Source organism: Verrucosispora sp. TAA-831, from assembly GCF_050780145.1.
Taxonomy (GTDB): Bacteria; Actinomycetota; Actinomycetes; order Mycobacteriales; family Micromonosporaceae; genus Micromonospora.
In genome coordinates, this window is sequence record NZ_CP192240.1 from 372817 (window position 1) to 398598 (window position 25782).

The 25782-nt window shown below is 72.6% G+C and carries 24 protein-coding genes and 1 riboswitch; of the genes, 13 read left to right on the forward strand and 11 right to left on the reverse strand.

The features are described 5' to 3' along the window. Positions 1 to 128: 128 nt before the first annotated feature. The gene (locus tag ACQVFL_RS01730; protein ID WP_431728428.1) at positions 129 to 800 is read left to right on the forward strand and encodes a dienelactone hydrolase family protein; all 672 of its coding nucleotides are present in this window, start codon (positions 129 to 131) and stop codon (positions 798 to 800) included. Positions 801 to 802: 2 nt separating this feature from the next. Here the strand turns inward: ACQVFL_RS01730 and ACQVFL_RS01735 are convergent, their stop codons facing one another. The 4 genes from ACQVFL_RS01735 to ACQVFL_RS01750 form a co-directional block, all read right to left on the reverse strand. Further along, positions 803 to 1981, reverse strand: coding sequence for an AI-2E family transporter (locus ACQVFL_RS01735; protein WP_431728429.1), 1179 nt, complete (start codon positions 1979 to 1981; stop codon positions 803 to 805). Positions 1982 to 2090: 109 nt separating this feature from the next. Next, complete coding sequence (locus ACQVFL_RS01740; RefSeq protein ID WP_431728430.1) at positions 2091 to 2897, reverse strand: hypothetical protein; 807 nt, start codon at positions 2895 to 2897, stop codon at positions 2091 to 2093. Positions 2898 to 3090: 193 nt separating this feature from the next. Next, the gene (locus tag ACQVFL_RS01745; protein ID WP_431728431.1) at positions 3091 to 3513 is read right to left on the reverse strand and encodes a hypothetical protein; all 423 of its coding nucleotides are present in this window, start codon (positions 3511 to 3513) and stop codon (positions 3091 to 3093) included. A 98-nt stretch (positions 3514 to 3611) separates the two neighbouring features. Next, complete coding sequence (locus tag ACQVFL_RS01750; protein WP_350696112.1) at positions 3612 to 3920, reverse strand: helix-turn-helix transcriptional regulator; 309 nt, start codon at positions 3918 to 3920, stop codon at positions 3612 to 3614. A 197-nt stretch (positions 3921 to 4117) separates the two neighbouring features. Between ACQVFL_RS01750 and ACQVFL_RS01755 the strand changes: the two genes are divergently transcribed. Beyond that, positions 4118 to 4816 carry a carbonic anhydrase gene (locus tag ACQVFL_RS01755; protein ID WP_431728432.1) on the forward strand — a complete coding sequence of 233 codons (699 nt, stop codon included), beginning with the start codon at positions 4118 to 4120 and terminating at the stop codon, positions 4814 to 4816. 84 nt (positions 4817 to 4900) lie between these two features. Here the strand turns inward: ACQVFL_RS01755 and ACQVFL_RS01760 are convergent, their stop codons facing one another. The 3 genes from ACQVFL_RS01760 to ACQVFL_RS01770 form a co-directional block, all read right to left on the reverse strand. Continuing rightward, positions 4901 to 5917, reverse strand: a complete 1017-nt coding sequence (locus tag ACQVFL_RS01760; RefSeq protein ID WP_396692206.1) for a coiled-coil domain-containing protein — start codon at positions 5915 to 5917, stop codon at positions 4901 to 4903. 3 nt (positions 5918 to 5920) lie between these two features. After that, positions 5921 to 6052, reverse strand: a riboswitch (cyclic di-AMP (ydaO/yuaA leader). Between the two features lie 166 nt (positions 6053 to 6218). Next, positions 6219 to 7589 (reverse strand): YibE/F family protein, encoded by a 1371-nt coding sequence (locus tag ACQVFL_RS01765; RefSeq protein ID WP_396692207.1) that lies wholly within the window; start codon positions 7587 to 7589, stop codon positions 6219 to 6221. Positions 7590 to 7842: 253 nt separating this feature from the next. Further along, a complete protein-coding gene (locus ACQVFL_RS01770; protein ID WP_431728433.1) occupies positions 7843 to 8139 on the reverse strand; it encodes a metal-sensitive transcriptional regulator in 297 nt (98 codons plus the stop codon). A gap of 117 nt (positions 8140 to 8256) precedes the next feature. Here ACQVFL_RS01770 and ACQVFL_RS01775 point away from each other — a divergent pair, with 117 nt between their 5' ends. The 5 genes from ACQVFL_RS01775 (at position 8257) to ACQVFL_RS01795 (ending at position 12674) form a co-directional block, all read left to right on the forward strand. Next, entirely contained in the window at positions 8257 to 8466 is a 210-nt protein-coding gene (locus ACQVFL_RS01775) for a heavy-metal-associated domain-containing protein (RefSeq protein WP_396692208.1), read from the forward strand. 25 nt (positions 8467 to 8491) lie between these two features. Continuing rightward, positions 8492 to 9463 (forward strand): hypothetical protein, encoded by a 972-nt coding sequence (locus ACQVFL_RS01780; protein WP_431728434.1) that lies wholly within the window; start codon positions 8492 to 8494, stop codon positions 9461 to 9463. A gap of 10 nt (positions 9464 to 9473) precedes the next feature. Then, positions 9474 to 11759, forward strand: coding sequence for a heavy metal translocating P-type ATPase (locus ACQVFL_RS01785; protein ID WP_431728435.1), 2286 nt, complete (start codon positions 9474 to 9476; stop codon positions 11757 to 11759). A gap of 41 nt (positions 11760 to 11800) precedes the next feature. Next, positions 11801 to 11974 carry a CsbD family protein gene (locus tag ACQVFL_RS01790; RefSeq protein WP_396692211.1) on the forward strand — a complete coding sequence of 58 codons (174 nt, stop codon included), beginning with the start codon at positions 11801 to 11803 and terminating at the stop codon, positions 11972 to 11974. A 118-nt stretch (positions 11975 to 12092) separates the two neighbouring features. Further along, positions 12093 to 12674 carry a sigma-70 family RNA polymerase sigma factor gene (locus tag ACQVFL_RS01795; protein WP_431728436.1) on the forward strand — a complete coding sequence of 194 codons (582 nt, stop codon included), beginning with the start codon at positions 12093 to 12095 and terminating at the stop codon, positions 12672 to 12674. A gap of 36 nt (positions 12675 to 12710) precedes the next feature. Here ACQVFL_RS01795 and ACQVFL_RS01800 read toward each other — a convergent pair whose 3' ends face one another. Both ACQVFL_RS01800 and ACQVFL_RS01805 read right to left on the reverse strand, forming a co-directional pair. Then, a complete protein-coding gene (locus ACQVFL_RS01800) occupies positions 12711 to 13508 on the reverse strand; it encodes a zf-HC2 domain-containing protein (protein WP_396692213.1) in 798 nt (265 codons plus the stop codon). Between the two features lie 153 nt (positions 13509 to 13661). After that, the gene (locus ACQVFL_RS01805; protein ID WP_431728437.1) at positions 13662 to 15461 is read right to left on the reverse strand and encodes a glycoside hydrolase family 15 protein; all 1800 of its coding nucleotides are present in this window, start codon (positions 15459 to 15461) and stop codon (positions 13662 to 13664) included. A 115-nt stretch (positions 15462 to 15576) separates the two neighbouring features. Here ACQVFL_RS01805 and ACQVFL_RS01810 point away from each other — a divergent pair, with 115 nt between their 5' ends. From ACQVFL_RS01810 to ACQVFL_RS01835, 6 genes are all read left to right on the forward strand, one after another. After that, a complete protein-coding gene (locus tag ACQVFL_RS01810; RefSeq protein WP_431728438.1) occupies positions 15577 to 16794 on the forward strand; it encodes a D-arabinono-1,4-lactone oxidase in 1218 nt (405 codons plus the stop codon). Further along, positions 16794 to 17171, forward strand: a complete 378-nt coding sequence (locus tag ACQVFL_RS01815; protein WP_396692216.1) for a sensory rhodopsin transducer — start codon at positions 16794 to 16796, stop codon at positions 17169 to 17171. Before ACQVFL_RS01810 ends, ACQVFL_RS01815 begins: the two co-directional genes overlap by 1 nt. 84 nt (positions 17172 to 17255) lie before the next feature. Then, the gene (locus ACQVFL_RS01820; protein ID WP_350696092.1) at positions 17256 to 17591 is read left to right on the forward strand and encodes a YnfA family protein; all 336 of its coding nucleotides are present in this window, start codon (positions 17256 to 17258) and stop codon (positions 17589 to 17591) included. A 16-nt stretch (positions 17592 to 17607) separates the two neighbouring features. Continuing rightward, positions 17608 to 18612: a glycosyltransferase gene (locus ACQVFL_RS01825; RefSeq protein WP_431728439.1), complete on the forward strand. Its 1005-nt coding sequence runs from the start codon at positions 17608 to 17610 to the stop codon at positions 18610 to 18612. A 206-nt stretch (positions 18613 to 18818) separates the two neighbouring features. Beyond that, positions 18819 to 20798, forward strand: a complete 1980-nt coding sequence (locus ACQVFL_RS01830) for an ABC transporter ATP-binding protein (RefSeq protein WP_396692218.1) — start codon at positions 18819 to 18821, stop codon at positions 20796 to 20798. A 90-nt stretch (positions 20799 to 20888) separates the two neighbouring features. Beyond that, positions 20889 to 23891 (forward strand): fibronectin type III domain-containing protein, encoded by a 3003-nt coding sequence (locus ACQVFL_RS01835; protein WP_431728440.1) that lies wholly within the window; start codon positions 20889 to 20891, stop codon positions 23889 to 23891. Here ACQVFL_RS01835 and ACQVFL_RS01840 read toward each other — a convergent pair. Both ACQVFL_RS01840 and ACQVFL_RS01845 read right to left on the reverse strand, forming a co-directional pair. Next, on the reverse strand, positions 23884 to 24267 hold the full coding sequence (locus ACQVFL_RS01840) for a hypothetical protein (RefSeq protein ID WP_431728441.1): 384 nt from the start codon (positions 24265 to 24267) through the stop codon (positions 23884 to 23886). The two genes, ACQVFL_RS01835 and ACQVFL_RS01840, sit on opposite strands and share 8 nt — an antisense overlap. A 469-nt stretch (positions 24268 to 24736) precedes the next feature. Then, positions 24737 to 25768, reverse strand: coding sequence for a hypothetical protein (locus tag ACQVFL_RS01845; protein ID WP_396692221.1), 1032 nt, complete (start codon positions 25766 to 25768; stop codon positions 24737 to 24739). Positions 25769 to 25782 lie beyond the last annotated feature (14 nt).

Sequence of the window (25782 nt, forward strand, 5' to 3'; positions counted from 1 at the left end):
CTCGCGATCTGCTCGCCGACGCCACAGGCGTCGGTCCGTCTGCGGTCTCCCGTCGGCTACCCGCCGTCCCGAGCCACAAACGCGCGTGCGGTGCGCCGACCGGGGTATGCGAGGGGCCGGGAGGCGAGATGGACGTACGCGGTGGCGAGGTGACGATCCCGGCGGGTGCGGTGGACCTGACAGCCGACCTGCTGGTGCCGACCGGGGCGACCGGCGCGGTGTTGTTCGCGCACGGCAGCGGCAGTTCCCGGCACAGTCCCCGCAACGTCTCGGTGGCCCACCGGCTCACCTCGGACGGGCTCCGCACCGTGCTGGTCGACCTGCTCACCTCCGACGAGGACGAGGTGGACGCGGTCACCGCCGAGCTGCGCTTCGACATCGGACTGTTGGCCGACCGGCTGGCCACGACCCTGGACTGGCTGGTCGCCGAGCGGCCCTTCGGCGCGGTGCCGATCGGCCTCTTCGGCGCCAGCACGGGTGCCGCCGCCGCCCTGATCGCGGCGACGCGGCGGCCCGACGTGGTCCGTGCCGTGGTGTCCCGAGGCGGTCGGCCCGATCTGGCCGGAGCCGCCCTGGGCGAGGTGCACGCCCCCACCCTGCTGCTCGTCGGCGGCCGGGACGAGCAGGTGATCACGCTCAACGAGCAGGCCCGGGACCGGATGACCGCGCCGACCGAGCTGCGGGTGGTGCCCGGTGCGACGCATCTCTTCGCCGAACCCGGGACGCTGGAACAGGTGGCCGACGCGGCGGCCGGCTGGTTCCGCGACCACCTGAATCCTCGGGTCTATGCGCGAAGCTGAGGTCAGACCTTGCGGACCGTCCGGCGGGCCCGGGACCGAGCCGTGCGCCCCCGGATGATCCTCGACCACCGTTGCTTCGCCGCAGCGGTCTGGCGCTGCTGTTGCACGCTGTCGACGACCCGCCAGACGACGGCGGCGATCGGGACCGCGACGAAGGCACCGGCGATGCCGGCGATGAGCGTGCCGGCGGTGACCGCGAGCAGGATCACCACCGGGTGCAACCGGACCTGCCGCTTCATGATCAGTGGTTCGAGCAGGTTGCCCTCGATCTGTTGCACGGCGATCACTGCGGCCAGGGTGAGCAGTGCGGTGGTGGGGCCGTTGGCGGCCAGCGCCACCAGCACCGCGACCGCACCGGCCACGGTGGCGCCGATGATCGGCACGAAGCCGCCGAAGAAGGTGATCAACGCCAGCGGGAAGGCCAACGGCACCCCGAGCAGCACCAGCGCCAGACCGATACCGATGGCGTCGATCGCCGCGATCAGCATCGTGCCCCGGCTGTACGAGCCGAGCGTGCGCCAGCCGACGCGGCCCGCCTCGGCGGCGATCTCCCGGTTGGGTCCACCCGCCCGGCGCAGCGTCCAGTGCCACATCGACCGGCCGTCCTTGAGCAGGAAGAAGAGCAGCACCAGGGCGAGCAGGATGGAGCCGAAGACCTCGGCCACCGTCTGCGCGCTGGCGACCGGGTCGACCTCCTGCTGGCTGAGCGCCTGGCGGAGCTGGTCGACGAGGCCGTCGAGCTGCTCGTCGGTGACCGGCAGGGTGGAGGTGACGAAGTCGCGGCTGCGTTCCAGGCCCTCCCGCAGTTCGTCGCCCAGCTCGCTGAACTGGCCGGCGGTCATGTTCCAGACCAGCACGCCCACGCCGAACAGGACGCCGAGCAGGAGCAGGACGGTGAGCAGGGCGGCCAGCGCGGCGGGCAGTCGCAGGCGGCGCAACGCGAGTTGGACCGGATCGAGCAGCGCGGCCAGGAAGAAGGTGGCGGCCAGCGCGATGGCCAGCGGCGTGACGAGCATGGTGATCCGGGCCAGCAGGTAGAGGCCGGCGGCGATGACCACCAGGCAGGCGCTCCAGACCACCGCCGTACGCACCAGCCAGGGCAGGGCCGCCCAGGTCTGTCTCGGCCCGGCACTGCGCCGCGTCGACTCCTCGGGCCTGAGCCCGTCACCCCGTGCGACCACGTCGGCCTCCTCTTCCCGGCGAGGTCGGTACCCGGACGGTGCCCGTCCGACACCGGTCCACGCTAGGTTCCCGCTCGACGCGCCGGAGGAGGTTCGCGCTATCTGCCTGTCACGGCAGAACCGGTCGGTACGCGGGTGCCGCCCGCCCACCGACCACGATGGGCATCTCGCGGGTCTGCTCGACGCCGCCGAGCGCGGTCAACGGCAGCACCGACTCGCGCTCATCGACCTGCGGCAGCAGTGCGGAGAGGGCCTCGTCGCGCAGGCTGCGTGCCGCTGCGGCGGCCAGCTCGGCGGCTCGCCAGCGCTCCTGCGCCTGCTCGTGGGCCGCCTGCTGGCGCGCGAAGAGGTGGTCGCGTACCGCCCGGCGCAGCGCCAGCTCCTGCTCGACCGGGTGCAGTCGCGGGTCCCAGCCCCGGTGGGCGAAGACGTCGCTGAGCTGTTCCACCGACAGCTCCCGCCGCCAGTACGCCTCCATGGCCGCCCGGTGCAGCCAGCGCTCCCGGTCGGCGTACTCGGCGGGGGTGCGCGGGGTCTGCGGCAGCGGCATCCCGGTCGCCGCGGTGAGCCGGCGGACGTCCGCCTCCGCCTTCTCGTACGTCTGCCACGCTCGTTCGGCCTCGTCCTGCGCGGTGAGCCACTCCTCGCGGCGGCGACGGGCCGTCGCGTCGGCCCGGTCGGCGGCGACGGCCACCTCCTCCGCCCAGCGATCCTGGTCCCGCTGTTCCTCGGTGTGCTCGGTGCGACTCGGCAGCGCCGCCTCGCGGATCCGGGCGCCCGCGTCGAACCGCAGGAGGTGGCGGGGGCGCAGCAGCAGGGCGGCGATGGCGAGGATCACCACGCCGAGCAGGCTCAGCCAGATCACGGCGGCCAGGGGGACGTCGGGCAGGACGTGGGAGAGAGCGGTTCGCATCATCAACACCTCTCGCGGTCGGATGAGGGTCGTCGACTGGGGGAAGGTCTGTGGTCGCCGAGGCGGCGACAGGACGGTGCGCGGGTCCGCGAGTGCCCGGGGCGGTCGGCGCCGGTGCGTCGGCCGGGTCCGGCGTTCGGGCCGGGTCGGCGGACGGTCGCGTGGGCCGGTGGGGCGTCCTGAGGCGGGCCGTCGGTCAGGCGGCCGGTGGGCCGCGCCGGGTCGGCTCGCCGTGGCCGACGGCGGGGCGTGGCGCGGCGAGCCGGTGGACCGTGGTGGTGGCGGCCGAGCCGGCCCCGGCGGAGGGCGCGGGCCGGGTCGGCGGCGCGGTCGGGGCCGTGTGCTGCGTCGGTGACGTCGACAGCGTGCCGGAGGCCCGCACCTGCTCGGTGACCGGTGCGACGGTGCCCGGCCAGGTCGGCAGGTCGGCGGTGACGGACCAGGCGTGATGACCGGCGACGGCGTGGGCCGTCTGGTCGCCGGCCGGGCGCAGCGGCAGGTCGGCGGCGGTGCCGAGGCCGACCGCCAGCACGAGGGCGGCCAGCGCGAGTCGGGTCAGCTCCCGCAACGTGCGCAGCGTCGCCGGCCACAGGGGACGGGCGAGCGCGACGGACGACACGAGTCCAACCTATCGTCCCCGTGCCCAGAACGCATGGGCCCGAGCGGAATCCGGTCGGTGAACCACGCCACGTAGTCCACTGTGGATGGCAGGTCGGGTCAGTCGGTGAACAGGGCCAGCAGGTCGCCGACCTGGCGGTCGGCCTCGGCCGGGTGGCGGAACCGGCCGGCCGGGTTGAGGGTGTACTCGTTGCGGCGACCCACCCGGGTGCGGTGCAGATAGCCGCCCGCCTCCAGGTCGGCGACGATGGCCTGGGCGGCGCGTTCGGTGACGCCCACCTCGCTGGCGACGTCGCGCAGCCGGGCGGTCGGGTTGCGGGCGATGGCGAGCAGCACGTGTGCATGGTTTGTCAAGAAAGTCCAGTTTCGGGTGCTTTCTCGCTCGTCTGAGGTCGCCATGCCCGCCATCGTATGGCCTGCCCCCGTCACGCTCCGGGGCTGCGCTCGCGCCCGTACGCTGCGATTGGCAAGCGTTCTGGAATACATGAAATGCAGATCACGCATAGCTTGACGTGCCTTGCGCTGCGTGTGACGGTTGGTGGCGGTCCGTGGCCAGCGCCGGCCGGGATGACCAGGCATTCCACCGAGAGACGAGGTGACGCCGGATGAGTCGACCCGGAACGATCGGGGCCCAGCCCGGTCCCGAACGCGAGTACCTGACCGCAGACCTTCCCGGCTCGCGGGAGCGGGCCCTCGCCGAGTTGATCGCCGGTAACCGTCGGTTCGTCACCGACACGCTGCGGCACCCCAACCAGAACGCCAGCCACCGGGCCGCGGTCGCCGCCGAGCAGCACCCCTTCGCGGTGATCGTGGGCTGCTCCGACTCCCGGCTCGCTGCGGAGATCATCTTCGACCGTGGGCTGGGTGATCTCTTCGTGATCCGGACCGCCGGACACACCATCGGCCCCGAGGTGCTGGGCAGCGTCGAGTACGCGGTGAGCGTGCTGCGTACGCCGCTGGTGGTGGTGCTCGGGCACGACTCGTGCGGTGCCGTCCAGGCGGCCCGGGCTGCGGCGGCCACCGGCACCGCGCCGTCGGGGCACCTGCGTGCCGTGGTGGACGCGGTGGTGCCCAGCCTGCGCCGGGCCGAGCAGGCGGGGATCGACGACCTGGACGCGATCGTCGACATCCACATCGCGCAGACCGTCGAGGCGATGCTGGAGTCGTCCGAGGCGCTGGCCGCCGAGGTGGCCGCGGGCGGGTGCGCGGTGGTGGGCATGTCGTACCGGCTGGCCGCCGGTGAGGTGCGGACCGTCGCGGCGGAGCCCGCCGAGATGGCGGGTGTGGTCACGCCCGTGGGCTGACCCGCCGGGCCACGCACCGACACGTACGACGAGGGCCGCTCCGCCGGACGGCGGAGCGGCCCTCGCGGGTCACCGGGACGCTGCTCAGAGCAGCGACACGTGCACGTGGTCCGTGTGGTTGGACGGGCCGCTGTAGGACCGCCACCGGTTCTCGGTCGGGAACCAGATCTGCCGGTTCCAGATCACGTAGTAGATGCCGAGCCGGTCGGCGTTGCGGACCAGGAAGGCCGCCAGGTTGTTGCCGTAGATCCGGGTGTCGTTGTTGTGCCAGGGGCTGAACCCGCTGTTCTGCAACGACCAGTCACACGCCCGGCCCTTGGGGTGCTCGAACTTGTCACCGGGCCGCCAGCAGCCGACGAAGCGGTTGAAGCCGGCGCGCTTGACCTCCTTGTACATGTGCAGCGTGCGCGGCGTGATGCAGCCCGACGTGGTCGGGTCGTTCTGGCTGCACGACTCCGGCTTCCAGCTCCCGTCCGAGGCACGGTTCGGGGCCACCCGGGCGACCGGCGAGGTCGCGGCCACCAGGCCGCCGGTCAGGCTCTCGCCACCGACCAGGCGGAGCGACTTCTCCGCCTCGGTCTTCTTGCGCGCCATGTCGTTGGTCAGCTTCTGCTGTTCGCGCACCTCGGCGTCGGACGCGAGCTTGGCCCGGTCGGCGCGCTCCCGGACCGTGTTGACCTCGCCCAACTTCTTGTCGTTGAACAGGTTCAACTCGTCGAGGGCGGAGGCCCGGTCCATGAACGAGTCCGGAGCGTTGCTCTGCAACAACATCGCTATCGCGCCCACCCGGCCGGTCCGGTACGACTGCGTCGCGATCTCGGCGACCTGTGGCCTGAGCGCTTCCAGGTCGGCCTCTGCGCGGCGCAGTTCGAGGTCGAGCTTGAGCTGTCGCTTCTTGGACTTGTCCAGTTGGTTCTTGGCCTTGGAGAAGTCGCGGTTCGCCGACTCGATCAGGTCGTTGAGCATCGGCGGGTCGTCGTCGTGCTCGGCCGGAGCGGGTGGGTTCGGCGCGGCCATGGCCGGCAGGGGGCCGGCGAACACGGCGAACGCGGCGAACACGGCCACCACGGGTGTCATCCAGCGGCGTAGGGGTGCCGTCACTTCTTTCCCTTCCATCGACCGCCGACCGGGTTAGCTGACGGGTTCGGAACGGAAGTGGCCCCTACCGCTGACGCGGATTCACCCCACCTACCTGGGTCCCCGGCTCGCCTCGCGGCGATTGGGCGGTGGCACCGCAGGCGCCGGTGCGCGCCTTCGGCGGTGACCGGCAGTGAGGTTACCCGACGGTCGATGTCAGTCTCTACGCCCCGAACCCGGCCAGATGCGTCATTTCGTAATCGCGATGAGTGACCAACGACACGGGCACGAACCGTGTCGGCAGGGGCGGTCACGCTGCGGGGTGTCACCATGTGGTGTCCGTGCTCCTGTCCGGGTCGGGCCACCGCGATCCGGTGGCGGGGGGTGTGTCACGCACACGCGCGGTGCTCAGCGCGTGCAGGGCCTCGGTCCGGTCGATGCCGGGCCGGGGAGTCGGGGGAGTGGGACCGTCGCCGTCCGGCCCGTCGTCGGGGCCGCCGGGTTCCGGCGTGTCCCGCCGCCCGGCGGTGACCACCAGCGCGGCCAGTGCGGTCGTCAGCGGTACGGCGGCGACCAGCCCCAGCGTGGCCACCACGCTGCGGACGATCTCCTGGGTGAGGAACTCGCTGGTGATGATCTGGCCGAGCGCGCGGCTGTCGGCGGTGAGCAGGAGCAGCAGCGGCAGCGACGCGCCCGCGTACGCCAGCACGATGGTGTTCACCACCGAGGCGATGTGGGCCCGGCCGACCCGGGTCGCCGACCGGTACAGCTCCCGGCGGGTGAAACCCGGATTGGCGTGCCGCAGCTCGGTCACCGCGGCGGCCTGGGTCACCGTGACGTCGTCGAGCACGCCGAGCGAGCCGATGATGATGCCGGCGAGCAGCAGGCCGTGCAGGTCGACGTCGCCCCGGAACATGGACAGCGTGGTGGCGTCCTCGCTGCCGAAGCCGGTCAGGTGGGTGGCCCGGGTGGCAGCCAGCCCGAGCAGGCCGGTGAGCACCAGGCTGCCGAGGGTGCCGAGGACGGCCACCGAGGTCTGTGCCGAGATGCCGTGCGTCAGGTACAGCACCACGAACATGATCAGTGCCGCGCCGACGATGGCCACCACCAGCGGCGGCTGACCGGCGCTGATGCCGGGCAGCACGAAGGTGATCAGGATGGCGAAACTGGCCGCCAGGCCGCCCAGCGCGGCCAGGCCGCGTAGCCGTCCGAAGGCCACGATGGCGGCGGCGAACAGCACCGCGAGCCAGATCAGCGGCTTGCCCCGCTGGTGCTCGGCGATGTTGTAGGAGCTGATCGAGGGGTCCTCGGGATCGATCAGGGAGACCAGGATGATCGCGTCGCCGACGCTGACCGAGGGCGCTCCCGGCCCGTCCGGCAGCGGCGTCTGCACGTCCTGACCTTCGTCCGGGCCGCTGTCGACCCGGACGGTCACCGTGCCGCACTGCCGCCCGGCCGTGGTCGGGGTGCCCTCGGGCACGACCGGGTTCGGTGGGCAGGGCTCGTTCACCACCCGGGTGACCGTGCCGTGGTAGCGGGGCAGGTCGTCGGCGGCCTCGGGTCGGGGTGGGTCCGAGGGCCAGAGCACGAGCGCGGCGACCAGGGTGACGAGGAAGAGGGGGACCACCGTCACGATGAGGATCCGCCGCACCCGGGGTGGGGTGGGCGGAGCGGAACGGGTGTGGTCGGCGCCCATTCATTGTCTCCCAACGATTCCAAGGCGAACTACGTACCGGCGGTCGAGATGGTTCAGCGACGCCGACAGGCCGCCGCGGCGGGCATCCGGAATGGCCCGAGCGTGGCAGGATGGCTGCGTACCGTGCGGGCGGGTCCGGCTGGCCATCGTGGCGAATGGTAGCCAGATCGGCATCGGAACGCAGGTCGCGAGCGTGTGTCGCAAGCCGGGTGCCGGGGAGACGACACCCGGCCGGGCGTACGGGTGGGGCGGGTCAGCCGCGCTTCATCAGGCGACCGACGGCGGCCATCATCTCGGAGGCCATCTCGTCGGCGCGGCCCTCGGCGGCGCCCTCGTGCATGCAGTGCCGGGCGTGCCCGTCGAGCAGGCCGAGCGCGACCTTGTCCAGCGCGGCCTGGATCGCGGAGATCTGGGTGAGCACGTCGATGCAGTAGCGGTCCTCGTCGACCATCTTCTCCACGCCGCGTACCTGACCCTCGACACGACGCAGCCGGGCGAGCAGTTGGTCCTTGCTGGCGGTGTAGCCACGGATCTGCGCGGGTGTGCTCATGAACACGAGGATAACGTACCCCCTGGGGGTATGGTACGGTCACCGTCGTGGATACCCCCCGAGGGTATTCGACGGGGTGCCCGGCCCGGCTGGACGGGCCCGGAGAGGAGAGTTGCCATGGTCACCACGACGTACCAGGTGCAGGGCATGACCTGCGGCCACTGCGTCAGCGCGGTCAGCGCCGAGGTCGGCGCGCTCCCCGGCGTCGCCGACGTCCGGGTCGACCTGGCCAGCGGCCAGGTCACCGTCACCAGCGAGCAGCCCCTGGACCCGGCCGCCGTCCGGGCCGCCGTCGACGAGGCCGGCTACGAGTTGGTCGCCGCCTGAGGCGACCGGAGACCGAGGTGACCCGATGAACATGGCGACGAAGGTGAGCGGCTTCGCGCTCGGCCTCGCGGCGGTGTTCGCCGCCGCGTACGGGGTGGGTCAGGTGACCGGCCCGACGGACCCGATCGCCGTGCCCGGCCACGTGGGCGCGGCCGGTCACGGCGACGGGCCGGACCAGGGCGGACACGACGAGGACGCCGGACACGACGCGGGCGCGGCCGGGCACCTGCCCGGCGGGCTGCTCGTCTCCGAGCGCGGCCACACCCTCGTGCCGGTCGACGCCCCGGCCGGGGAGTTCGCCTTCCGGATCACCGGGCCGGACAACCGGCCGGTGACCGGGTACGACGTGGTGCACGACAAGCCGATGCACCTGATCGTCGCCCGGCGTGACCTCTCCGGCTTCCGCCACGTGCACCCCGAGCTGACGCCGGACGGCACCTGGCGGGTCGCCACGCCGCTGACCGGGCCCGGGGTGTGGCGGGCGTTCGCCGACTTCACCCCGACCGGCGACGAGCCGCTGACGCTCGGTGTCGACGTGACCGTCCCCGGCGCGCTGACCGAGCAGCCGTTGCCCGCCCCGGCCCGCACCGCCACGGTCGACGGCTACACGGTGACCCTGGACGGCACGCCGCAGCCGGGCCACCCGTCCACGCTGACGCTGACCGTCGCGCGCGACGGCGTACCCGTCACCGACCTGGAGCCGTACCTCGGGGCGTACGGGCACCTGGTCGCGCTGCGGCAGGGTGACCTGGCGTACCTGCACGTGCACCCGGAGGGGGTGCCGGGCGACGGGCACACCCCACCCGGGCCACGGGTGAGCTTCGCCACCGAGTTCCCGTCCGCCGGTGCCTACCGGCTCTATCTCGACTTCCGCCACGGCGGGGTGGTACGCACCGCCGAGTTCACCGTGCACGTCGGCGATCCGGTGCACGTCCCGGTCGGCCCCACCGCCGCACCGCACGACGGGCACGGTACGCCCGGACACGGGCACGACTGAGGGACCAGCCATGACCACGAGTCGACCCCTGCCCACCGCAGCGAACCTGATCGAGTTGTCCATCGGCGGCATGACCTGCGCGTCCTGCGCCGCCCGCATCGAGAAGAAGCTGAATCGCCTGGACGGCGTGCAGGCCAGCGTCAACTACGCCACCGAGAAGGCCACCGTCTCCTACGCCGACCCGGTCACCCCGCAGGAGTTGATCGCCACGGTCGAGAAGACCGGCTACACGGCGGCGGTGCCGCCGCCCCGACAGGATCCGCCGCCGGCCGCCGAGCCGGTGGACGAGCTGCGGGTACTGCGTACCCGGCTCTGGGTGTCGGTGGTGTTGACCGTGCCGGTGATCGCGTTGGCCATGGTGCCGGCCTGGCAGTTCACCTACTGGCAGTGGCTGTCGCTGACGCTGGCCGCCCCGGTGGTGGTCTACGGCGGTCTGCCGTTCCACCGGGCCGCCCTGGTCAACCTGCGGCACGGCGCGGCGACCATGGACACGCTGGTCTCGGTGGGCACGCTCGCCGCGTTCGGCTGGTCGGTCTGGGCGCTGTTCCTGGGGACCGCCGGCACGCCCGGCATGACCCACCCGTTCAGCTTCGCGATCAGCCGGACCGACGGCACCGGCCACATCTATCTGGAGGCGGCGGCCGGAGTCACCGCGTTCATCCTCGCCGGTCGGTACTTCGAGGCTCGCGCGAAGCGCACCGCGGGCGCGGCGCTGCGGGCGTTGCTGGAGCTGGGCGCCAAGGACGTCGCCGTGCTGCGCGACGGGATGGAGATCCGGATCCCGGTCGACGAACTCGCGGTGGGGGACCGGTTCGTGGTGCGGCCCGGCGAGAAGATCGCCACCGACGGCACGGTGCACGAGGGCACCTCGGCGGTCGACGCCAGCATGGTCACCGGTGAGTCGGTACCGGTCGAGGTGGGGGTCGGCGACACCGTGGTCGGCGGCTGCGTCAACGCCGGTGGCCGCCTGGTGGTCACCGCCACCCGGGTCGGTGCCGACACCCAACTCGCCCAGATGGCCCGGCTGGTCGAGCAGGCACAGACCGGCAAGGCCGCCGCGCAGCGGCTCGCCGACCGCATCTCCGGGATCTTCGTCCCGATCGTGATCGCCCTGGCCGTCGGCACGCTGGGCTGGTGGCTGGGGTCCGGTGCCGGACCGACGGCGGCCTTCACCGCCGCCGTGGCGGTGCTGATCATCGCCTGCCCGTGCGCCCTGGGCCTGGCCACGCCGACCGCGCTGCTGGTCGGCACCGGGCGGGGCGCGCAGTTCGGCGTACTGATCAAGGGACCGGAGGCGCTGGAGTCCACCCGGCGGGTGGAGACCGTGGTGCTGGACAAGACCGGCACCGTCACCACCGGCCGGATGACCCTGCTCGACGTCCACCCGGGCGAGGGTGAGCAGCGGGCCGAGGTGCTGCGGCTGGCCGCCGCGCTGGAGTCCGGCTCCGAGCACCCGATCGCCCGGGCGATCGTGGCCGGCGCCGCCGAGTCGGGCGAACTGCCTCCGGTCACCGGGTTCGCCAACGCCGAGGGACTGGGCGTGACCGGCACGGTGGACGGCCGTGCGGTGCTGCTCGGCCGCTCCCGACTGCTGCGCGAGCGGGGGATGGACGTACCCGAGGACCTGGTGCGGGCGGCGACCGAGGCGGAGGCGGCCGGACGTACCGCCGTGCTGGTCGGCTGGGCGGGACGGGCGCGCGGCATGCTCGCGGTGGCCGACCAGGTCAAGCCCACCAGCCGGGAGGCGGTCCGTCGGCTCCGCGCCCTCGGCCTGACCCCGGTGCTGCTCACCGGCGACAACACCACCGTCGCGCGGGCGGTCGCCGCCGAGGTCGGCATCGACGAGGTGATCGCCGAGGTGCTGCCGACCGAGAAGGTCGAGGTGGTCGCGCGGTTGCAGGCCGACGGCCGGGCGGTGGCGATGGTCGGCGACGGGGTCAACGACGCCGCCGCGCTCGCCCAGGCCGACCTGGGGTTGGCCATGGGCAGCGGTACGGACGTGGCGATCGAGGCCTCCGACCTGACCCTGGTCCGTGACGACCTGCTGGCGGCGGTGGACGCCATCCGGCTCGCCCGCGGCACCCTCGGCACGATCAAGGGGAACCTGTTCTGGGCGTTCGCCTACAACGTGGCGGCCCTGCCGCTGGCCGCCGCCGGGCTGCTGAACCCGATGATCGCCGGTGCGGCGATGGCCTTCTCCTCGGTCTTCGTGGTGGCCAACAGTCTGCGGCTACGCCGCTTCCGACCGATTTCTTCGAACCGGGATGGTTCCGGTGCGGTTCGGCTGGGTACCTGACCCGTGTAGCAAGAGCTGAGCCGATACCCCGGGAGGCTGACATGGGCTTCGAGGACAAGTTCAACAACACCACCGAGAACACCACCGGCAAGGTGAAGGAAGGCGTCGGCCGGGCCACGGACAACGAGCAGTTGGAGGCCGAGGGCCGCGGCGACCAGATGCGCGCCAACATCAAGCAGGCGGGCGAGAAGATCAAGGACGCCTTCCGGAGCTGACCGGACCGCGCCACACGACACCGCCGGGCCGTATGTCGGCCCGGCGGTGTCGTGCGCGTCGATGATTTTCCGGATGTCGCCGGGAACCAACCCGGGCACCCGAGCGACCAATTCGGCGATGACTGCCGTGACCGACGAGATCAGCGGGTACGCGTTCGCCGCGGGGCGGGGCGACCAGGCCGCCGCCGCCGCGTTCGTGTGCGCCACGCAGCACGACGTACGGCGGTTCCTGGCGCACCTACCCGGGGTGCGCGAGGTCGACGACCTGGTCCAGGAGACGTACCTGCGGGCCTGGCGGGCGTTGCCCTCCTTCGCCGGCCGCTCCAGTGCCCGGACCTGGCTGCTCTCCATCGCCCGACGGGTCGCCGTCGACCAGGTGCGGGCGGCCGTGTCCCGGCCCCGCACCGCCAACCTCGCCGACTGGCAGTCCGCCGCCGAGGCGACCTCGGCCGGCGTCGAGGCCGCCGTGGACGAGCAGGTGGTGCTGCGCGGCCTGCTGGACGGGCTCGTGCACGAGCGGCGGGAGGCGTTCGTCGCCACCCAACTGCTGGGGCTCTCCTACGCCGAGGCGGCCCAGGTGTGTGACGTACCGGTCGGCACGATCCGGTCCCGGGTGGCCCGCGCCCGTGAGGACCTCGTCGCGGCGATGGACACCGCGACCCCGATGCGACGTCGGGGCCGGGACGGCACCGCCGGCTGACGCGGTGCCGTCCCGGCCCCCGCAGGGGCCGCGCCGTCAGGCAGCGCGGCGGTGGTCGCGGCCGTGCCGGGCCTGGGCCGAGTGCGGCGGGAGCAGCCGCAGCGGGGCGGGCTCGTCGACCTCGTCGAGGCGCAGCCGCCAGCGGGAGCGCTCGGGCCGCTGCCGGTCGGTCGGATCACCGGGGCGGCGCATACTGCGGGCCAGCAACACGGTGATCAGATAGCCGACCACCAGGAATCCGTGGCTGACCAGCCGTTCCACGGCGACCTGCGAGGCGACCAGATCGTTGACCGAGAGCAGGACCAGGGTGGCCACGAAGGCGCTGAGCATCGGCAGCAGCCCCGACGGTGCGGTCCGGCGCAACGCGACGAAGAGGAAACCGGCCCCGACCGCCACGTTCCAGGCGGCGGACTCGTGCCACAGGTGCTGGCCGGTGGCGTGCACGTGCTCAGCCACCTCGGCCCGGCCGACCTGCGCCAGCCCCAGCACCAGTTGCACGGCGCCCAGCAGGCCCAGTGACACGCGCAGCCCGGTGATCGTCCGAGCGCGTCCGGCCAGCGACGTGAACAGGGCACCACGTGCCGTGACGGCGGCGAGCCGGACGCGCCAACCCGGACGCGGCGGCGGTGCGGCGGCCAGGATCGTCGCGGTCAGGTCCGGCAGCGCGGACACCACCTGGGTACGCGCCCGCCGGGTCACCGTCGCCGCCGTGTCCAGCCACGTCTGGCAGCCGGCGCACCTGCTCAGGTGCAGATCCACCCTGCGCTGCTCGTCTGCCGTCGCCTCGCCGTCCAACTGCGCCGAGAGAATCTCCCGCCACTGTTCACACCCCATGTATCCGTAGTCGCTCCAGGGCCCGGCATGGTTCCCGCCGGAACCGAAAGAGCCGAGGTCAGGACTTCGTCGGGGGTGCGGATGTAAGGAGGGGTCCCCTGCTAACGCCTCGTGCATAGCAGGGGACCCCTCCTTACATACGGAACATCCGGATCAGGAGCCGCCCCGGGCGGCCCAGGCGTGCAGGGCGTCCCGGTCACCGGCCTCGTCGAGGTTGATCGCCGCCTCGATCAGAGCCAGGTGGGTGAACGCCTGCGGATAGTTGCCCAGCGCGGTCCCGTCGGCGTCGAGCTGTTCGGCGTACAGACCGAGCGGGCCCGCATAGCTGAGGAGCTGGTCGAACGCCTTGCGGGCCTCGTCCCGTCGACCGGCCAGCACCAGCGCCGAGACCAGCTCGAACGAGCAGAGCAGGAACGCGCCCTCCTCGCCGGGCAGCCCGTCGTCGGCCCGGTAGCGGCGCACCAGGGCGGGGCCGATCTCCAACTCCTGCCGGATCCGGTCGATGGTGGACTGCATCCGGGGGTCGTCGCCGGGCAGGAAACCGACCAGCGGGATACGCAGCAGGGAGGCGTCCAGCTCGGTGGAGCCGTACGCCATCACGAAGCTGCCGACCTCCGGGTCGTACCCGCGTTCGAGCACCTCGGCGTGGACCGCGTCGCGAGCCGTACGCCAGTGTTCGACGTCCGCCGCCTCGTCGTCGAGCAGCTCGGCCAGCCGGATGCCCCGGTCCAGGCAGACCCAGGTCATCACCTTCGCGTTGACGTAGCGCTGGCGCGGCCCCCGGATCTCCCAGATGCCGTGGTCCGGCTCGTGCCACCGGTCGGCCATCACCTCGACGTGCTTGCGCAGCAACGCCCACTGCTCCCGGGTCAGCTCGCCGGTCAGCTCGTGGTACACCAGCGCGGCGTCCAGGATGTGCCCGTACGTGTCGAACTGCACCTGCTCGACGGCCTCGTTGCCGACCCGGACCGGCCGGGAGCCGGCGTACCCCTCCAGATGCTCCAGCTCGCGTTCCTCGTCGATGTGGCCGTGGATGCCGATCAGCGGGGTGAGCAGGTCGCCGGTGCAGACGGAGATCAGGAAGTGCAGGTAGCGCCGACCCTCCTCGGCGTGCCCGAGGCGGAACAACGCGAGCAGCAGCAACGCCGAGTCCCGGTGCCAGGCGTACCGGTAGTCCCAGTTGCGGACCCCGCCGATGTGCTCGGGCAGGCTGGTGGTCGGCGCGGCGATCAACGCGCCGGTCTCGTCGAACGCGAGCCCGCGCAGCACCAGCGCGCTGTGCCGGACCTGGTCCGCGCCGAAGCCCGCGTAGTCGCTGCGGGTGGACCAGTCCTGCCAGGTCCGGCAGGTACGCGCCAGCAGCTCGTCGGCGTCGACGTCCCAGGTGGCGTCCTCGTCGTAGCCGACCAGCACGGCCGTCTGCTGACCGGCGGAGAGTTCCGCCTCGATCCGCAGCACCCCGCCGCCGCTCTCGGTGGGCAGGTCGGTGTGCACCCAGAGCGGGGTGTCGGCGGCCCGCCAACGCCCGTCGACCTGTTCCCAGGTGGTGTCCCGGGCGCCGTGGTCGGGTCGGGGCCGGATCCGCAGGGCCAGCCGGACCGTGCCCTCCTCCACCGTCACCCGGCGTACCAGCACCTTGTCGGCGCGCAGCGGTTGGGCGGCGTCCCCCGGCGCCACCGCGAGGAAGTCCTTGACGACCGCGACCCCGTCGGGCGTCGACCACCGGCTCTCCAGCACCAGCGTGTCGGGCAGATACCGCCGGGTCGGGGTGTCGCAGCCGGCCACGGTGAGGTCGAGCGCGCCGCCGACTTCACGATCCAGCAGGCGGGCGAAGACGGCGTCACCGGCGAAGTGCGGCACGCAGAACCACTCGACCGCGCCGTCGGCGGCGACCAGCGCGGCGGTGTGGGTGTCGGAGAGGAAGGCGTACGAGTCGATCGGGGGATAGGTCATCGGCAGCTCCGCAGGACGTGGTTGTCGAATGGTCGGAAAAGACCGGTCCGGTGCCATGAATACCCAGCTCGCGGCGGGGGTAAGCGCCCGTCTTCGCCACCGAGAAGAGGACGTGATGCCCCGTTCGTTCGTGAACTGGTCCGGCAGCCTCTCCTTCACCCCGGGCGACAACGCCGAGCCGGCCGACGAGGACGAGGTACGCGACCTGGTGCTGCGGGCCCGTGAGTCCGGCACCCACCTGCGGCCGGTCGGCTCGGGGCACTCGTCGAGCCCGCTGGTCCGCACCGACGGGACGCTGGTCAGCCTGGACCGGCTCGCCGGGGTCGTGCACCAGGACGGTGACCAGTTCACGGTCTGGGGCGGCACGCGGCTCAAGGCGCTCGGCGAGAGCCTCTACGACGCCGGCCTGGCGATGGAGAACCTCGGCGACGTCGACTACCAGTCGATCGCGGGTGCCACCGCCACCGGTACCCACGGCACCGGCGTCCGGTTCGGCAACCTCTCCACCCAGGTCGCCGGGGTGCGGCTGGTGACCGGCACCGGGGAGATCCTGGACATCTCGCCGACCAGCAACGCCGACCTGCTGCCCGCCGCGCGGCTCTCGCTCGGTGCCCTGGGCGTGGTCACCAGGATCACCATCGACGCGCAGCCCCGCTACGAACTGCGCCGACGGGCCTGGTGCGCGCCGGTCGACTGGACCCTGGACCACCTGGCCGAGTTACAGCACACCAACCGCAACATGGACTTCTACTGGTATCCGCGCAGCGACCTGACCCAGGTACGCACCATGAACCGCGCCGACGACCTGCCCGAGGGGCAGATGTGGGTGGCCCGCCAGGCGCTGGAGTCGACCCCGTGGACCGAACCCCGCGAGCTGGAGATCGGCCCGACCCACCGGACCATCCCGCAGGACCGGGACCTGCGCTTCGAGGAGATCGAGTACATGCTGCCGGCCGAGGCGTTCGCGGCCTGCTTCGCCGAGGTCCGCAAGCGGATCCTGGGCCGGCACCGGCGCGTCGTGGGCTGGCGGGTGCTGGTCCGCACCATCGCCGCCGACGACATCTGGCTCAGCAACGCGTACGACCGACCCACCACCACCATCGCCTGCCTCCAGAACACCTCGCTGCCGTACGAGGAGTACTTCCGCGACATGGAGGCGATCTTCCGGCAGTACGGCGGTCGACCGCACTGGGGCAAGAAGCACTGGCTGACCGCGCGGGAACTGCGTCCGATCTTCCCGCACTGGGACGACTTCCGGCAGGCGCGGCGTCGACTCGACCCGGACGGGGTGTTCCTCACCCCCGATCTGGCCCGACTGCTGGAGGAGACGTGATGGGACAGCTCGGCGGGCGCGTCTGGGTGGTGCCGGGCGGGCACATCCCGCTCGACAGCAACGGACCGGAGCCGGAGTTCACCAGCTACGACAAGATCTGTGTGCTCAACACCGGCGACGCCGAGGCCCGGCTCACGCTCACCTTCTACTACGAGGACGCCGAGCCGGTCGGCCCGTACCGCTTCGTGGTGGCCGCCCGGCGGATCCGGCACGTACGCGTCAACGACCTGATCGATCCGGAGGCCGTGCGCCTGGACCGCCCGTACGGCTGCGTGGTGCACGCCTCGGAGCCGGTGGTGGTGCAGTTCCTGCGGCAGGACTCCCGGCTCCCGGGCACCGTCACGCTCACCGGCACCATGGCTCATCCGGCCGGGTAGGCCGGCGGTGAAAGGAAGGGTCCCCTGCTATACGCCAGGCGATAGCAGGGGACCCTTCCTTTCACCGCGGGTAGGGTGCGGGCCGTGACCGTGCTGCGTTCCGTGCTGCTGTTCGTGCTCGCCGCCGTCGCCGAGATCGGCGGGGCCTGGTTGGTGTGGCAGGGCTGGCGGGAGCATCGCGGACTCTGGTTCGTCGCCGCCGGAGTACTCGCTCTCGGGGCGTACGGCTTCGTCGCCACGTTCCAACCGGACCCGAACTTCGGGCGCATCCTGGCCGCGTACGGCGGGGTCTTCGTCGCCGGTTCACTGGCCTGGGGCATGATCTTCGATGGGTTCCGGCCGGATCGCTGGGACGTCACCGGCGCGGCGATCTGCCTGCTCGGCGTGGCCGTGATCATGTACGCGCCACGCGGCGCCTGACGGGTAGGAGACCTCGATGCGCCTGATCTTCGCCAGCCTGGCCTCGATCGGTCACGCCTATCCGATGATCCCGCTGGCCGTCGCCGCCCGCGAGGCCGGGCACGAGGTGCACTTCGCCGCCGGGGAGGCGGTACACGGCCCGCTGGCCGCGAACGGGCTGCGGCCGTTCCGCCCCGCCGACACGTTCTACGAGATGTACGCCGAGGACCTGGCGCCGGACCTGGAGCGGCTGGCACCGGACCTGGTGGTGCACGGCTGGGGCGTACCCGGGGCGGCCATCGCCGCCGCGCGGGCCGGCGTTCCCGGGCTCTGGCACGGCTTCGGCCGGATGTTCCCGCCGCACATCGGCCTGGAGTCGCCGACCGCGATCGCCGACGCACCCGGACGGCCGCACCTGGACATCTGCCCACCGTCGTTGCAGGACGCGACGTTCGCCGCGACGGCCGAGCGGATCGCGCTGCGGCCGGTGCCGTTCTCGGCGCCGGGGCCGACGCCGACCTGGGAGGACGACAGGTCGCTGCCGCTGGTCTATCTGACCTTCGGGACCGCCTTCGGTAACGCTGACCTGGTGACCACCGCCGTGGCCGGACTGGCCCGGCTGGGGACCCGGGTGGTTGTGGCCGCCGGACGGGTGCCGGTGGAGGAGATCGGCGTCGTACCGGCCGGCGTGGTGGTGTCGGAGTGGGTGCCGCAGGCGGAGGTGCTGCCCCGGGTGGACCTGGTGGTGCACCACGGCGGCAGCGGCACCACGCTCGGCGCACTCGCCGCCGGCGTGCCGCAACTGATCCTCCCGCAGGGCGCCGACCAGTTCGCCAACGCCGAGGCCGTGACCGCTGCCGGGGCGGGGCTGCGGTTGCGGCCCGACGAGGTGACCGCCGAGGCGGTCGCCGAGCAGGCCGCGCGCCTGCTGCCGCACGACACGGCGTATCGGGACGCGGCCACCGCGCTGGCGCGGGAGATCGCCGCGATGCCGGGGCCGGACGAGGTGGCGGGTCGGCTGTCGGAGTACGCCGGCTCCTGACGCGATCGGGCCGCGCCGATCTCGGCCGTACGCCGGGTCGTCGTGGTCACGGCTGGGTCGGTACGCCGACAGGGGCTGGACCGGCGACACCTCCGCAGTGACCATAGGTAGCGGTCCGAACGCCTTCAGCGACGAAGCTGGTGGCCCTCGTCCGGTGCGTCTGACACCGGGCGTCGCGCCGTCCACCCGCCCCAGGAGGTACGCCCATGGCTGTCACCCCGACCCGACGTCGGGTCCGCGCCCCACGCTCGGAGCCGACGGTCACCGAGTCGGTGCTGCCCGAGCTGCGGACCATGTGGTGGGAGACCGGGATGCGGGCCCGGACGGAGGCCGGTCTGTTCGCCGTCTTCGCCGAACTCCCCAAGCTGGTCTGGGCGGCGCTGCGGATCAGTTGGCGGGCCGATCGGCTGCGTACCTCGGTGGTGGCCGTGGCGACGGTCGGCGGGGGAGTGATGTCGGCGTTCGGGCTGCTGGCGACGCAGCGGGTGCTGGTCGAGTTGTTCGCCGGCGGGCCGACCGGGGACAAGGTGGTGGCGGCGCTGCCGGCGCTCGCGGTGCTGGCGGCGGCGACCGCGGTGCGGTCCGGCATGGCGATCGCCACCGGGTACGCGGTGAACGGCCTGACGCCCCGGGTCAGCCGGGAGGTGGAGCGGGGCCTGTTCGAGGTGACCACGGCGGTGCGGTTGGAGGCGTTCGACGCCGACGCGTTCGCCGACGACATGGAACGCGCGTCCCGGGGCACCGAGTCGGCGGTCAGCCTGGTGCCGGCCTCGATGAACCTGCTCGCGGGGCTGGTCGGGGTGGCGGCGGTGGCGGTGGCCGTGGTGGTGATCCACCCGTTGTTGCTGCTGGCGTTGCTGGTCGCCACGGTGCCGAACACCTGGGCGTCGCTGCGCGCCGGCCACCTGCACTACCGGACCTACATCGCCGGGTCGGTGCGGCGACGGCGGATGTGGTTGTTGCACCGGCTGATGGCCGAGCGGGACTCGGCACCGGAACTGCGCTCGTACGGGCTGCGCCGGTTCCTGCTCGACCAGCACGACCGGGTGATGGCGGTGGAGACCGACATCCAGCTCGCGTTGGCTCGTCAGGTCACCACGACCACCACGGTGGGCTCGGTGATCGGCGGTGTCGCCACCGGCCTGGTCTACGTCCTGCTCGGCCTGCTGCTCATCGACGGGCAGATCCCGCTCGCCGCCGCGGCGACCTGCGTGATCGCGGTGCAGGCGGCCCAGCGTTCGCTCTCGGTGATCACCTACCAGATCGACCGGGTCTACACCGAGGGGCAGCACTTCCGCGACTACACCGGCTTCATGACCCGGGCGGCCGGATACCTGCCGGAGCCGGTGGACGCCGTGCCGCCGGAGCGGTTGCGGGAGTTGACCGTCGACGGGGTGAGCCTGCGCTATCCGGACCGGGACGACCTGGCCGTCGACCGCGTGACGCTGACCGTCCAGGCGGGGCAGACCGTGGCGTTCGTCGGCGAGAACGGTTCCGGCAAGAGCACGCTCGCCGCGCTGATCGCCTCCCTGCGCAACCCCACCGAGGGGATGATCCGGTGGAACGGGCGGGTCCTGACCGAGTGGGACCGCGACGGCCTGCGCGATCGCATCGCCGTGGTCACGCAGGAGTACCACAAGTGGCCGTTCACCGCCGCCACGAACATCGCCATCGGTGACATCGAGGGCGAGGTGCGGCAGGACCGGATCGAGGCGGCGGCGGCCCGCGCGGTGGCCGACGAGATGATCCGCGAGTTGCCGTACGGATACGAGACGCTGCTCGACCGGACCTTCGCCAACGGGCAGGATCTCTCCGGCGGCCAGTGGCAGCGGATCACCGCCGCCCGGGGGTTTCTCCGCGACGCGGAACTGCTGGTGATGGACGAGCCCTCCTCGGCGCTCGATCCGAGGGCGGAGGATGCGCTGTTCCAGGCGATCCGCGACCGGCAGGGGCGGGCGACCACGATCCTCATCACGCACCGGCTGGCCAACGTCCGGCACGCCGACCGGATCTTCGTGCTGCACCACGGTCGCCTGGTCGAGTCCGGTACCCACGACGAACTGATGGCCGCCGCCGGTCGCTACGCCGAGCTGTTCACCCTCCAGGCCGCCGGGTACGCCCCGGCCGATCGGGTGCCCGGCCCGCGCCAGCACGGTACGTCGACTCCGAACGACGCCGGTGCCTGACCCTCGGATGTCTGGTTTAGCCATCTTTGCACCTTTAGGCACCGTAGGGTCCCTGTGAGGTTGGCGAGGTGGATGAGTCCGGAGGGGTGCATGTCGTTCGCGCGCTGGGGTCGCCCCACCGCCGCCACGGCGATGGCGGTCGTACTGACCGTGGGGCTGCTGGTCGCCCTGCCCGGCGCGGCGACGGCGGACGGCACCGTCCTGTTCGACCAGCCCTTCCGCAACAACACGGCGAACGGCGTCGGCGCGGTGGCGGTGCCGGGGGTGCCCTCGGGCACCAGCAGCAACAGCGCCTGCCTCAGCGCGTCCGGCAACAGCACCACCGGTCCGCTGCTGAGCTGCCCGACCAGCACCGACCCGCCGGGCAGCGGCAAGCTCCGGCTGACACCGGCCTCGTTGACCCGCCAGGGCGGCGTGTTCGGCGCGGTGAGCGTGCCCACGTCGCAGGGGCTGCACGTCACCTTCAACTCCTACCAGTACGGCGGCACCAGCCCGGGAGCCGACGGACTGGCCTTCGTGCTCGCCGCCGTGGACCCGGCCGACCCGCGCTCGCCGTCGATCATCGGCCAGCCGGGCGGGTCCCTGGGCTACTCGGCCGCCTTCAACGGCGGCTCGGTCGGCCTCTCCAACGGCTACCTGGGCATCGGCTTCGACGTCTACGGCAACTACAGCAACAGCGTCTACCAGGGCACCGGTTGCACCAACCCGCCGTACATCTCCACCACCGGCGGTCGGGTGCCGGGTCAGGTGGTGATCCGTGGGCCGGGCCGCAACGGCGTCGGCTACTGCGCGATCAACAGCACCGCCACCAGCACCTCCTCGTCGGCCATCGCGCTGCGGGCGAGCACCCGCACGGCCTCGGTGGTGCCGGTCGAGGTGGTCGCCAACACCACCGGGTCGGCGTACACCACCAGCACCGGGATCACCGTGCCGGCCGGGCAGTACGCGGTCCGGTTCACCCCGGTCGGCGGTACGGCCCGGACGCTGTCCGGCGCGCTACCGACGGTGTCGTCGAGCCTGTACCCGTCGCCGAACTGGCTGAACGCCAACGGCATCCCCCGGCAGCTCGCCTTCGGGTGGGTCGGCTCCACCGGCTCGGTCACCGACTTCCACGAGATCGACAACGCCCGGGCGGTCAGCCTCAACCAGGTGCCCGACCTGACCGTCACGCAGACCAGTTCGGTCGGGGCCAACCCGCAGCCCGGTGACCCGGTGACATACACGATCACGCCGCAGGTGCAGAGCGGCACCAGCGAACCGGCACCCGTCCTGGTCACCCAGACCACGCCGACCGGCGTGGTGCCGCGCGGCGCCTACGGCACCGGATGGTCCTGTGCCACACCCTCCGGGCAGAGCGTCACCTGCACGAACTCCAACGTGCCGTTCCCCGGCGGCAGTAATCTCCCGCCGATCACCGTGGTCGCCACCGTGACCGGGACCGCCGTGACACCGGCGCTGATCCAGACCGGCACGGTGGCCACCGCGTCGTCGATCGACGCGAGCCCCGGCTACACCTCGACCACCACCGCGGTCACCCCGCTGACCGCGCCGACCGGCCTGACCGTCAGCCCGGCGATCAGCCCCATCGCGGGCGGCGTCGCGGTCACCGTACGCGGCAGCAACCTCGCCGGTGCCACCGCGATCACCATCGGCACCGCCGACGAGCAGCGCACCGGTGCCTCGGTGGTGCTACTGCCCTGCACCTCCGGCCCGGCCGCCGGCTGCTTCACCACCAACAGCGACGGCAGCCTGGCCATCTCCTCGCTGCCCGCCCGCAGCAGCGCCGCACCGGTGACCATCTCCGTGGCCACCCGAGGGGTCGCTGGCGCGGTCACCTTCGTCTACGCCTCCGCGCCGGCCACCCCGGCCACCCCCACGGCGGTCGCCGGCATCAGCAGCGCCACCGTGTCGTGGACCGTCCCGGCCGACAACGGCAGCCCGATCACCGGGTACGTGCTCACCCCGACCCGGGACGGCGTGACACAGCCGACGATCACCTTCGACGCCTCCACCACCACCCGTACGCTGACCGGGCTGACCACCTCGGCCCAGTACACCTTCCGGGTCGCGGCGATCAACGCCTACGGCACCGGTACGGCCAGCGCACCGTCGGCGCCGGTGGTGCCGTACACGCTGCCCGGCGTGCCCACCATCACCTCGGTCGCCGCCGGCACCAACGCCGCCGCGATCACCTGGACCGCGCCGGCCAACGGCGGTGCGGAGATCACCGGCTACCGGCTGACCCCGTACGTCGGCGGGCTGGCCCAGACACCGATCACCCTGCCGGCGTCGCCGACCTCCCGGACGGTGACCGGGCTGACCGCCGGCACCACGTACACCTTCCGGATCGCGGCGATCAACGCCGCCGGCACCGGCCCCGACTCGGCGCAGTCGGCAGCGGTGACGGTCAACGCCTCGCCGACCCTGACCTTTCCGGCCCCGCCGAGCGGCAAGGTGTCCGAGCCGTACTCGCAGCAGTTGACCGTGAACGGCGGGACCGCGCCGTTCACCTGGTCGCTGAGCAGCGGCTCGCTGCCGCCCGGACTGACCCTCGCCCCCGCCACCGGGCTGCTCTCCGGTACGCCGACCCAGGCGGGCACGTTCTCGTTCACGGTCCGGGTGACCGACTCGTACGACCAGTCCGCCACCCGGCCGGTGAGCCTGGTCATCGTCGCGCTGGCCGGGCTGCGGATCAGCGTGCCGTCCGCCGCGTCGATCGGTCGGGGCGTACCCGGCGCGTCGCTCGCGAACCGGCTCGGCCTGGTCACGGTCGTCGACGACCGGGGATCGAGCGCCGGCTCCTGGACCGCGACGGTGTCGGTCACGGCCTTCACCACCGGATCCGGCACACCCGGTGAGACCATCCCGCGCTCCGCCGTCCGGTACGCGTCGGGCACGGCGGTGAGCACCACCGGCTCCGGCGTCTTCCTGCCGCAGCCCGGTGCGGTGCTGGACGTGCCGCGTACCGCCGCGGCCTGGTCCGGCCTGACCGGCGCCAACTCGGCGAGCTGGAATCCCACCCTGTCGGTGACGCTGCCGACGAGCGCGGTGACCGGCGGCTACCGCGCCACCGTGACCCACTCGGTCATCTGACCCGCCGCCGCCCGAGGACGCCGAGGATCCCGCCGACGGCGATCAGCAGGGCGGCCAGCGCCAGCATCGGCCCCGGGCCGGAGTCCGACCCGGTGACCGGTAGTGGCTGCCGAGACGGGTGCGGCGTCGGCTGCCAGGTCGGGTGCGGCGGCTCGGTCGGGTGCGGTGTCGGCTGTGGGTCGGGCGTCGGGCTGCCGGTCGGCGAGGGCAGCACCTCGAAGTAGACGCCGGTCGAGCCCGGGGGCGGGGTGGCGGCCGAGGACCCTGCCGCAGCGGCCAGCGCGGCTCGTCCCGCGACAGTCGACGCGGTCGGTTGGGCCGAGGCCGCCGGTGCGAGCGTGGCCACGGCGATCGCGACCAGGCCCGCGGCGACCATCAGGCCGGAACGTGTCGAGCGGGCAGTGCGGCCCCGGACCATCATCACGACCTCCTGCGGCGTACGCGCCGGTCCCCGAGAGCAGAGGCCGGGATACGTACATCGTCGGTAATGTGAATCTGATCCTATATGACTGTTTATGGAGTATTCTCGGTTTCCTGACGGTGGCACGACGAGGTCCGGCCGCCCGATCGGACGGCCGGACCTCGTTGCCGCTCACCAACCCCGCACTCCACCCACCCACCCACCCTCGCCCCGCCCCGCCCCGCCCGTCGCGTCGCGTCGATCATGGAGTTGTGGCGCTTGTCTTGTCATCTTTCGCGACTTATGTGAGTGCCACAGCTCCATGATCGAAGGTCAGAACCGAGGATGCGGAGGGTCGGGCCAGTGGTGTCGCGGCGGATGACGGCGTCGCGGTGGGCGGGGGGTGCGGTGCGGGGCGGGGCGGTGGGGGCCTGCGCCGGTGGGCTCAGCCGAAGGGGCCGCGCCGATGCGTCGGGATCGCGAGGGCGCGGCGGCGGGCGAGGTGCCGGGCGGCGAGTGTGCCGACGGCGGCCACCGCGACCAGCGTGCCGAGCGTGTAGGGCAGCCAGCCCGGCATCGAGCTGTCCATCGTGGCGCGGGTGCCGACCGGCAGCGAGATCCGCCCGTCGGCGGTCCGTTCCACCACACCGCTGGACAGTGCCAGCCGCGCGTTCCAGACGCCGGCCGGTAGGGACTCGTTGACCTCGATGCGGACCTGTCCGCTCTGTCCGGGCAGGATGGTCACCCCGTTGGTCACCTTGAACGGTCCCGCCCGGATCGAGTCCTTGGTCAGGCGCAGGGTGCCGGTCATGTCCAACGCTCGACCGCCGGTGTTGGTCACCCGCGCGGTCACCACCGGGAACTCGCCGGTGCCGGGCTCGGCGGCCACCTCGTCGATGCGGAAGTCGGTCGGCGGTTCGCCGCCCGGGCCGACGTCGAGATAGAGCCGGATGCCCACCCGGTGCACCTGGATGACGTTGTCGCCCTGCCGCGGTTCGCTGGACACCTGGGCCCAGATGGCCGCGTACCGCTCGCCCTCGGACGCGGTCCGGGGCACCTCGACGTCGACCTCGACCGGCGCGCGTTCGCCCGGAGCGAGGTCGAGAACGGTTGCGCCGAGGCTGATCCAGTCGCTCAGCTCGTTGCTCTCGCGCCCCTCCGGGATGGTGAAGGCGTTGTTCTCGATGGCGGCGGCCCCGGCGTACAGCTCGATCTGCTGTCGCTCGGACGATTCGTTGCTGACCTCGACCCGGCGGGTGATCGTGGCTCCGGGCTTGAGGTGGTCGATGATGTAGACCCGGGCCCGGGGGTCGTCGGCCCGTTTGACCGGGATGTCCATCAGGCGGATGCCGATGCCGTCCCGCGAGGCGGCCTGCGCGTGCTGCGGCAGGGGAAGGGCCTGCGTGCGCTCCTGCGCGGCAACGGCCGGAGCCGCCGGCACTCCGAGCGCCACGAGGGCGACGGAGGCCAGCGGCACCAGCCGGCCGAGGA

What these genes read in the sequence shown, in the direction of transcription:
- ACQVFL_RS01730 (WP_431728428.1), top strand. Translation starts at nt 129, where the DNA reads ATGGACGTACGCGGTGGCGAGGTGACGATCCCGGCGGGTGCGGTGGAC.
- ACQVFL_RS01740 (WP_431728430.1), bottom strand. Translation starts at nt 2,897, where the DNA reads ATGATGCGAACCGCTCTCTCCCACGTCCTGCCCGACGTCCCCCTGGCC.
- ACQVFL_RS01750 (WP_350696112.1), bottom strand. Translation starts at nt 3,920, where the DNA reads ATGGCGGGCATGGCGACCTCAGACGAGCGAGAAAGCACCCGAAACTGG.
- ACQVFL_RS01755 (WP_431728432.1), top strand. Translation starts at nt 4,118, where the DNA reads ATGAGTCGACCCGGAACGATCGGGGCCCAGCCCGGTCCCGAACGCGAG.
- ACQVFL_RS01765 (WP_396692207.1), bottom strand. Translation starts at nt 7,589, where the DNA reads ATGGGCGCCGACCACACCCGTTCCGCTCCGCCCACCCCACCCCGGGTG.
- ACQVFL_RS01770 (WP_431728433.1), bottom strand. Translation starts at nt 8,139, where the DNA reads ATGAGCACACCCGCGCAGATCCGTGGCTACACCGCCAGCAAGGACCAA.
- ACQVFL_RS01775 (WP_396692208.1), top strand. Translation starts at nt 8,257, where the DNA reads ATGGTCACCACGACGTACCAGGTGCAGGGCATGACCTGCGGCCACTGC.
- ACQVFL_RS01780 (WP_431728434.1), top strand. Translation starts at nt 8,492, where the DNA reads ATGAACATGGCGACGAAGGTGAGCGGCTTCGCGCTCGGCCTCGCGGCG.
- ACQVFL_RS01785 (WP_431728435.1), top strand. Translation starts at nt 9,474, where the DNA reads ATGACCACGAGTCGACCCCTGCCCACCGCAGCGAACCTGATCGAGTTG.
- ACQVFL_RS01790 (WP_396692211.1), top strand. Translation starts at nt 11,801, where the DNA reads ATGGGCTTCGAGGACAAGTTCAACAACACCACCGAGAACACCACCGGC.
- ACQVFL_RS01795 (WP_431728436.1), top strand. Translation starts at nt 12,093, where the DNA reads ATGACTGCCGTGACCGACGAGATCAGCGGGTACGCGTTCGCCGCGGGG.
- ACQVFL_RS01800 (WP_396692213.1), bottom strand. Translation starts at nt 13,508, where the DNA reads ATGGGGTGTGAACAGTGGCGGGAGATTCTCTCGGCGCAGTTGGACGGC.
- ACQVFL_RS01805 (WP_431728437.1), bottom strand. Translation starts at nt 15,461, where the DNA reads ATGACCTATCCCCCGATCGACTCGTACGCCTTCCTCTCCGACACCCAC.
- ACQVFL_RS01810 (WP_431728438.1), top strand. Translation starts at nt 15,577, where the DNA reads ATGCCCCGTTCGTTCGTGAACTGGTCCGGCAGCCTCTCCTTCACCCCG.
- ACQVFL_RS01815 (WP_396692216.1), top strand. Translation starts at nt 16,794, where the DNA reads ATGGGACAGCTCGGCGGGCGCGTCTGGGTGGTGCCGGGCGGGCACATC.
- ACQVFL_RS01825 (WP_431728439.1), top strand. Translation starts at nt 17,608, where the DNA reads ATGCGCCTGATCTTCGCCAGCCTGGCCTCGATCGGTCACGCCTATCCG.
- ACQVFL_RS01830 (WP_396692218.1), top strand. Translation starts at nt 18,819, where the DNA reads ATGGCTGTCACCCCGACCCGACGTCGGGTCCGCGCCCCACGCTCGGAG.
- ACQVFL_RS01835 (WP_431728440.1), top strand. Translation starts at nt 20,889, where the DNA reads ATGTCGTTCGCGCGCTGGGGTCGCCCCACCGCCGCCACGGCGATGGCG.
- ACQVFL_RS01840 (WP_431728441.1), bottom strand. Translation starts at nt 24,267, where the DNA reads ATGGTCGCCGCGGGCCTGGTCGCGATCGCCGTGGCCACGCTCGCACCG.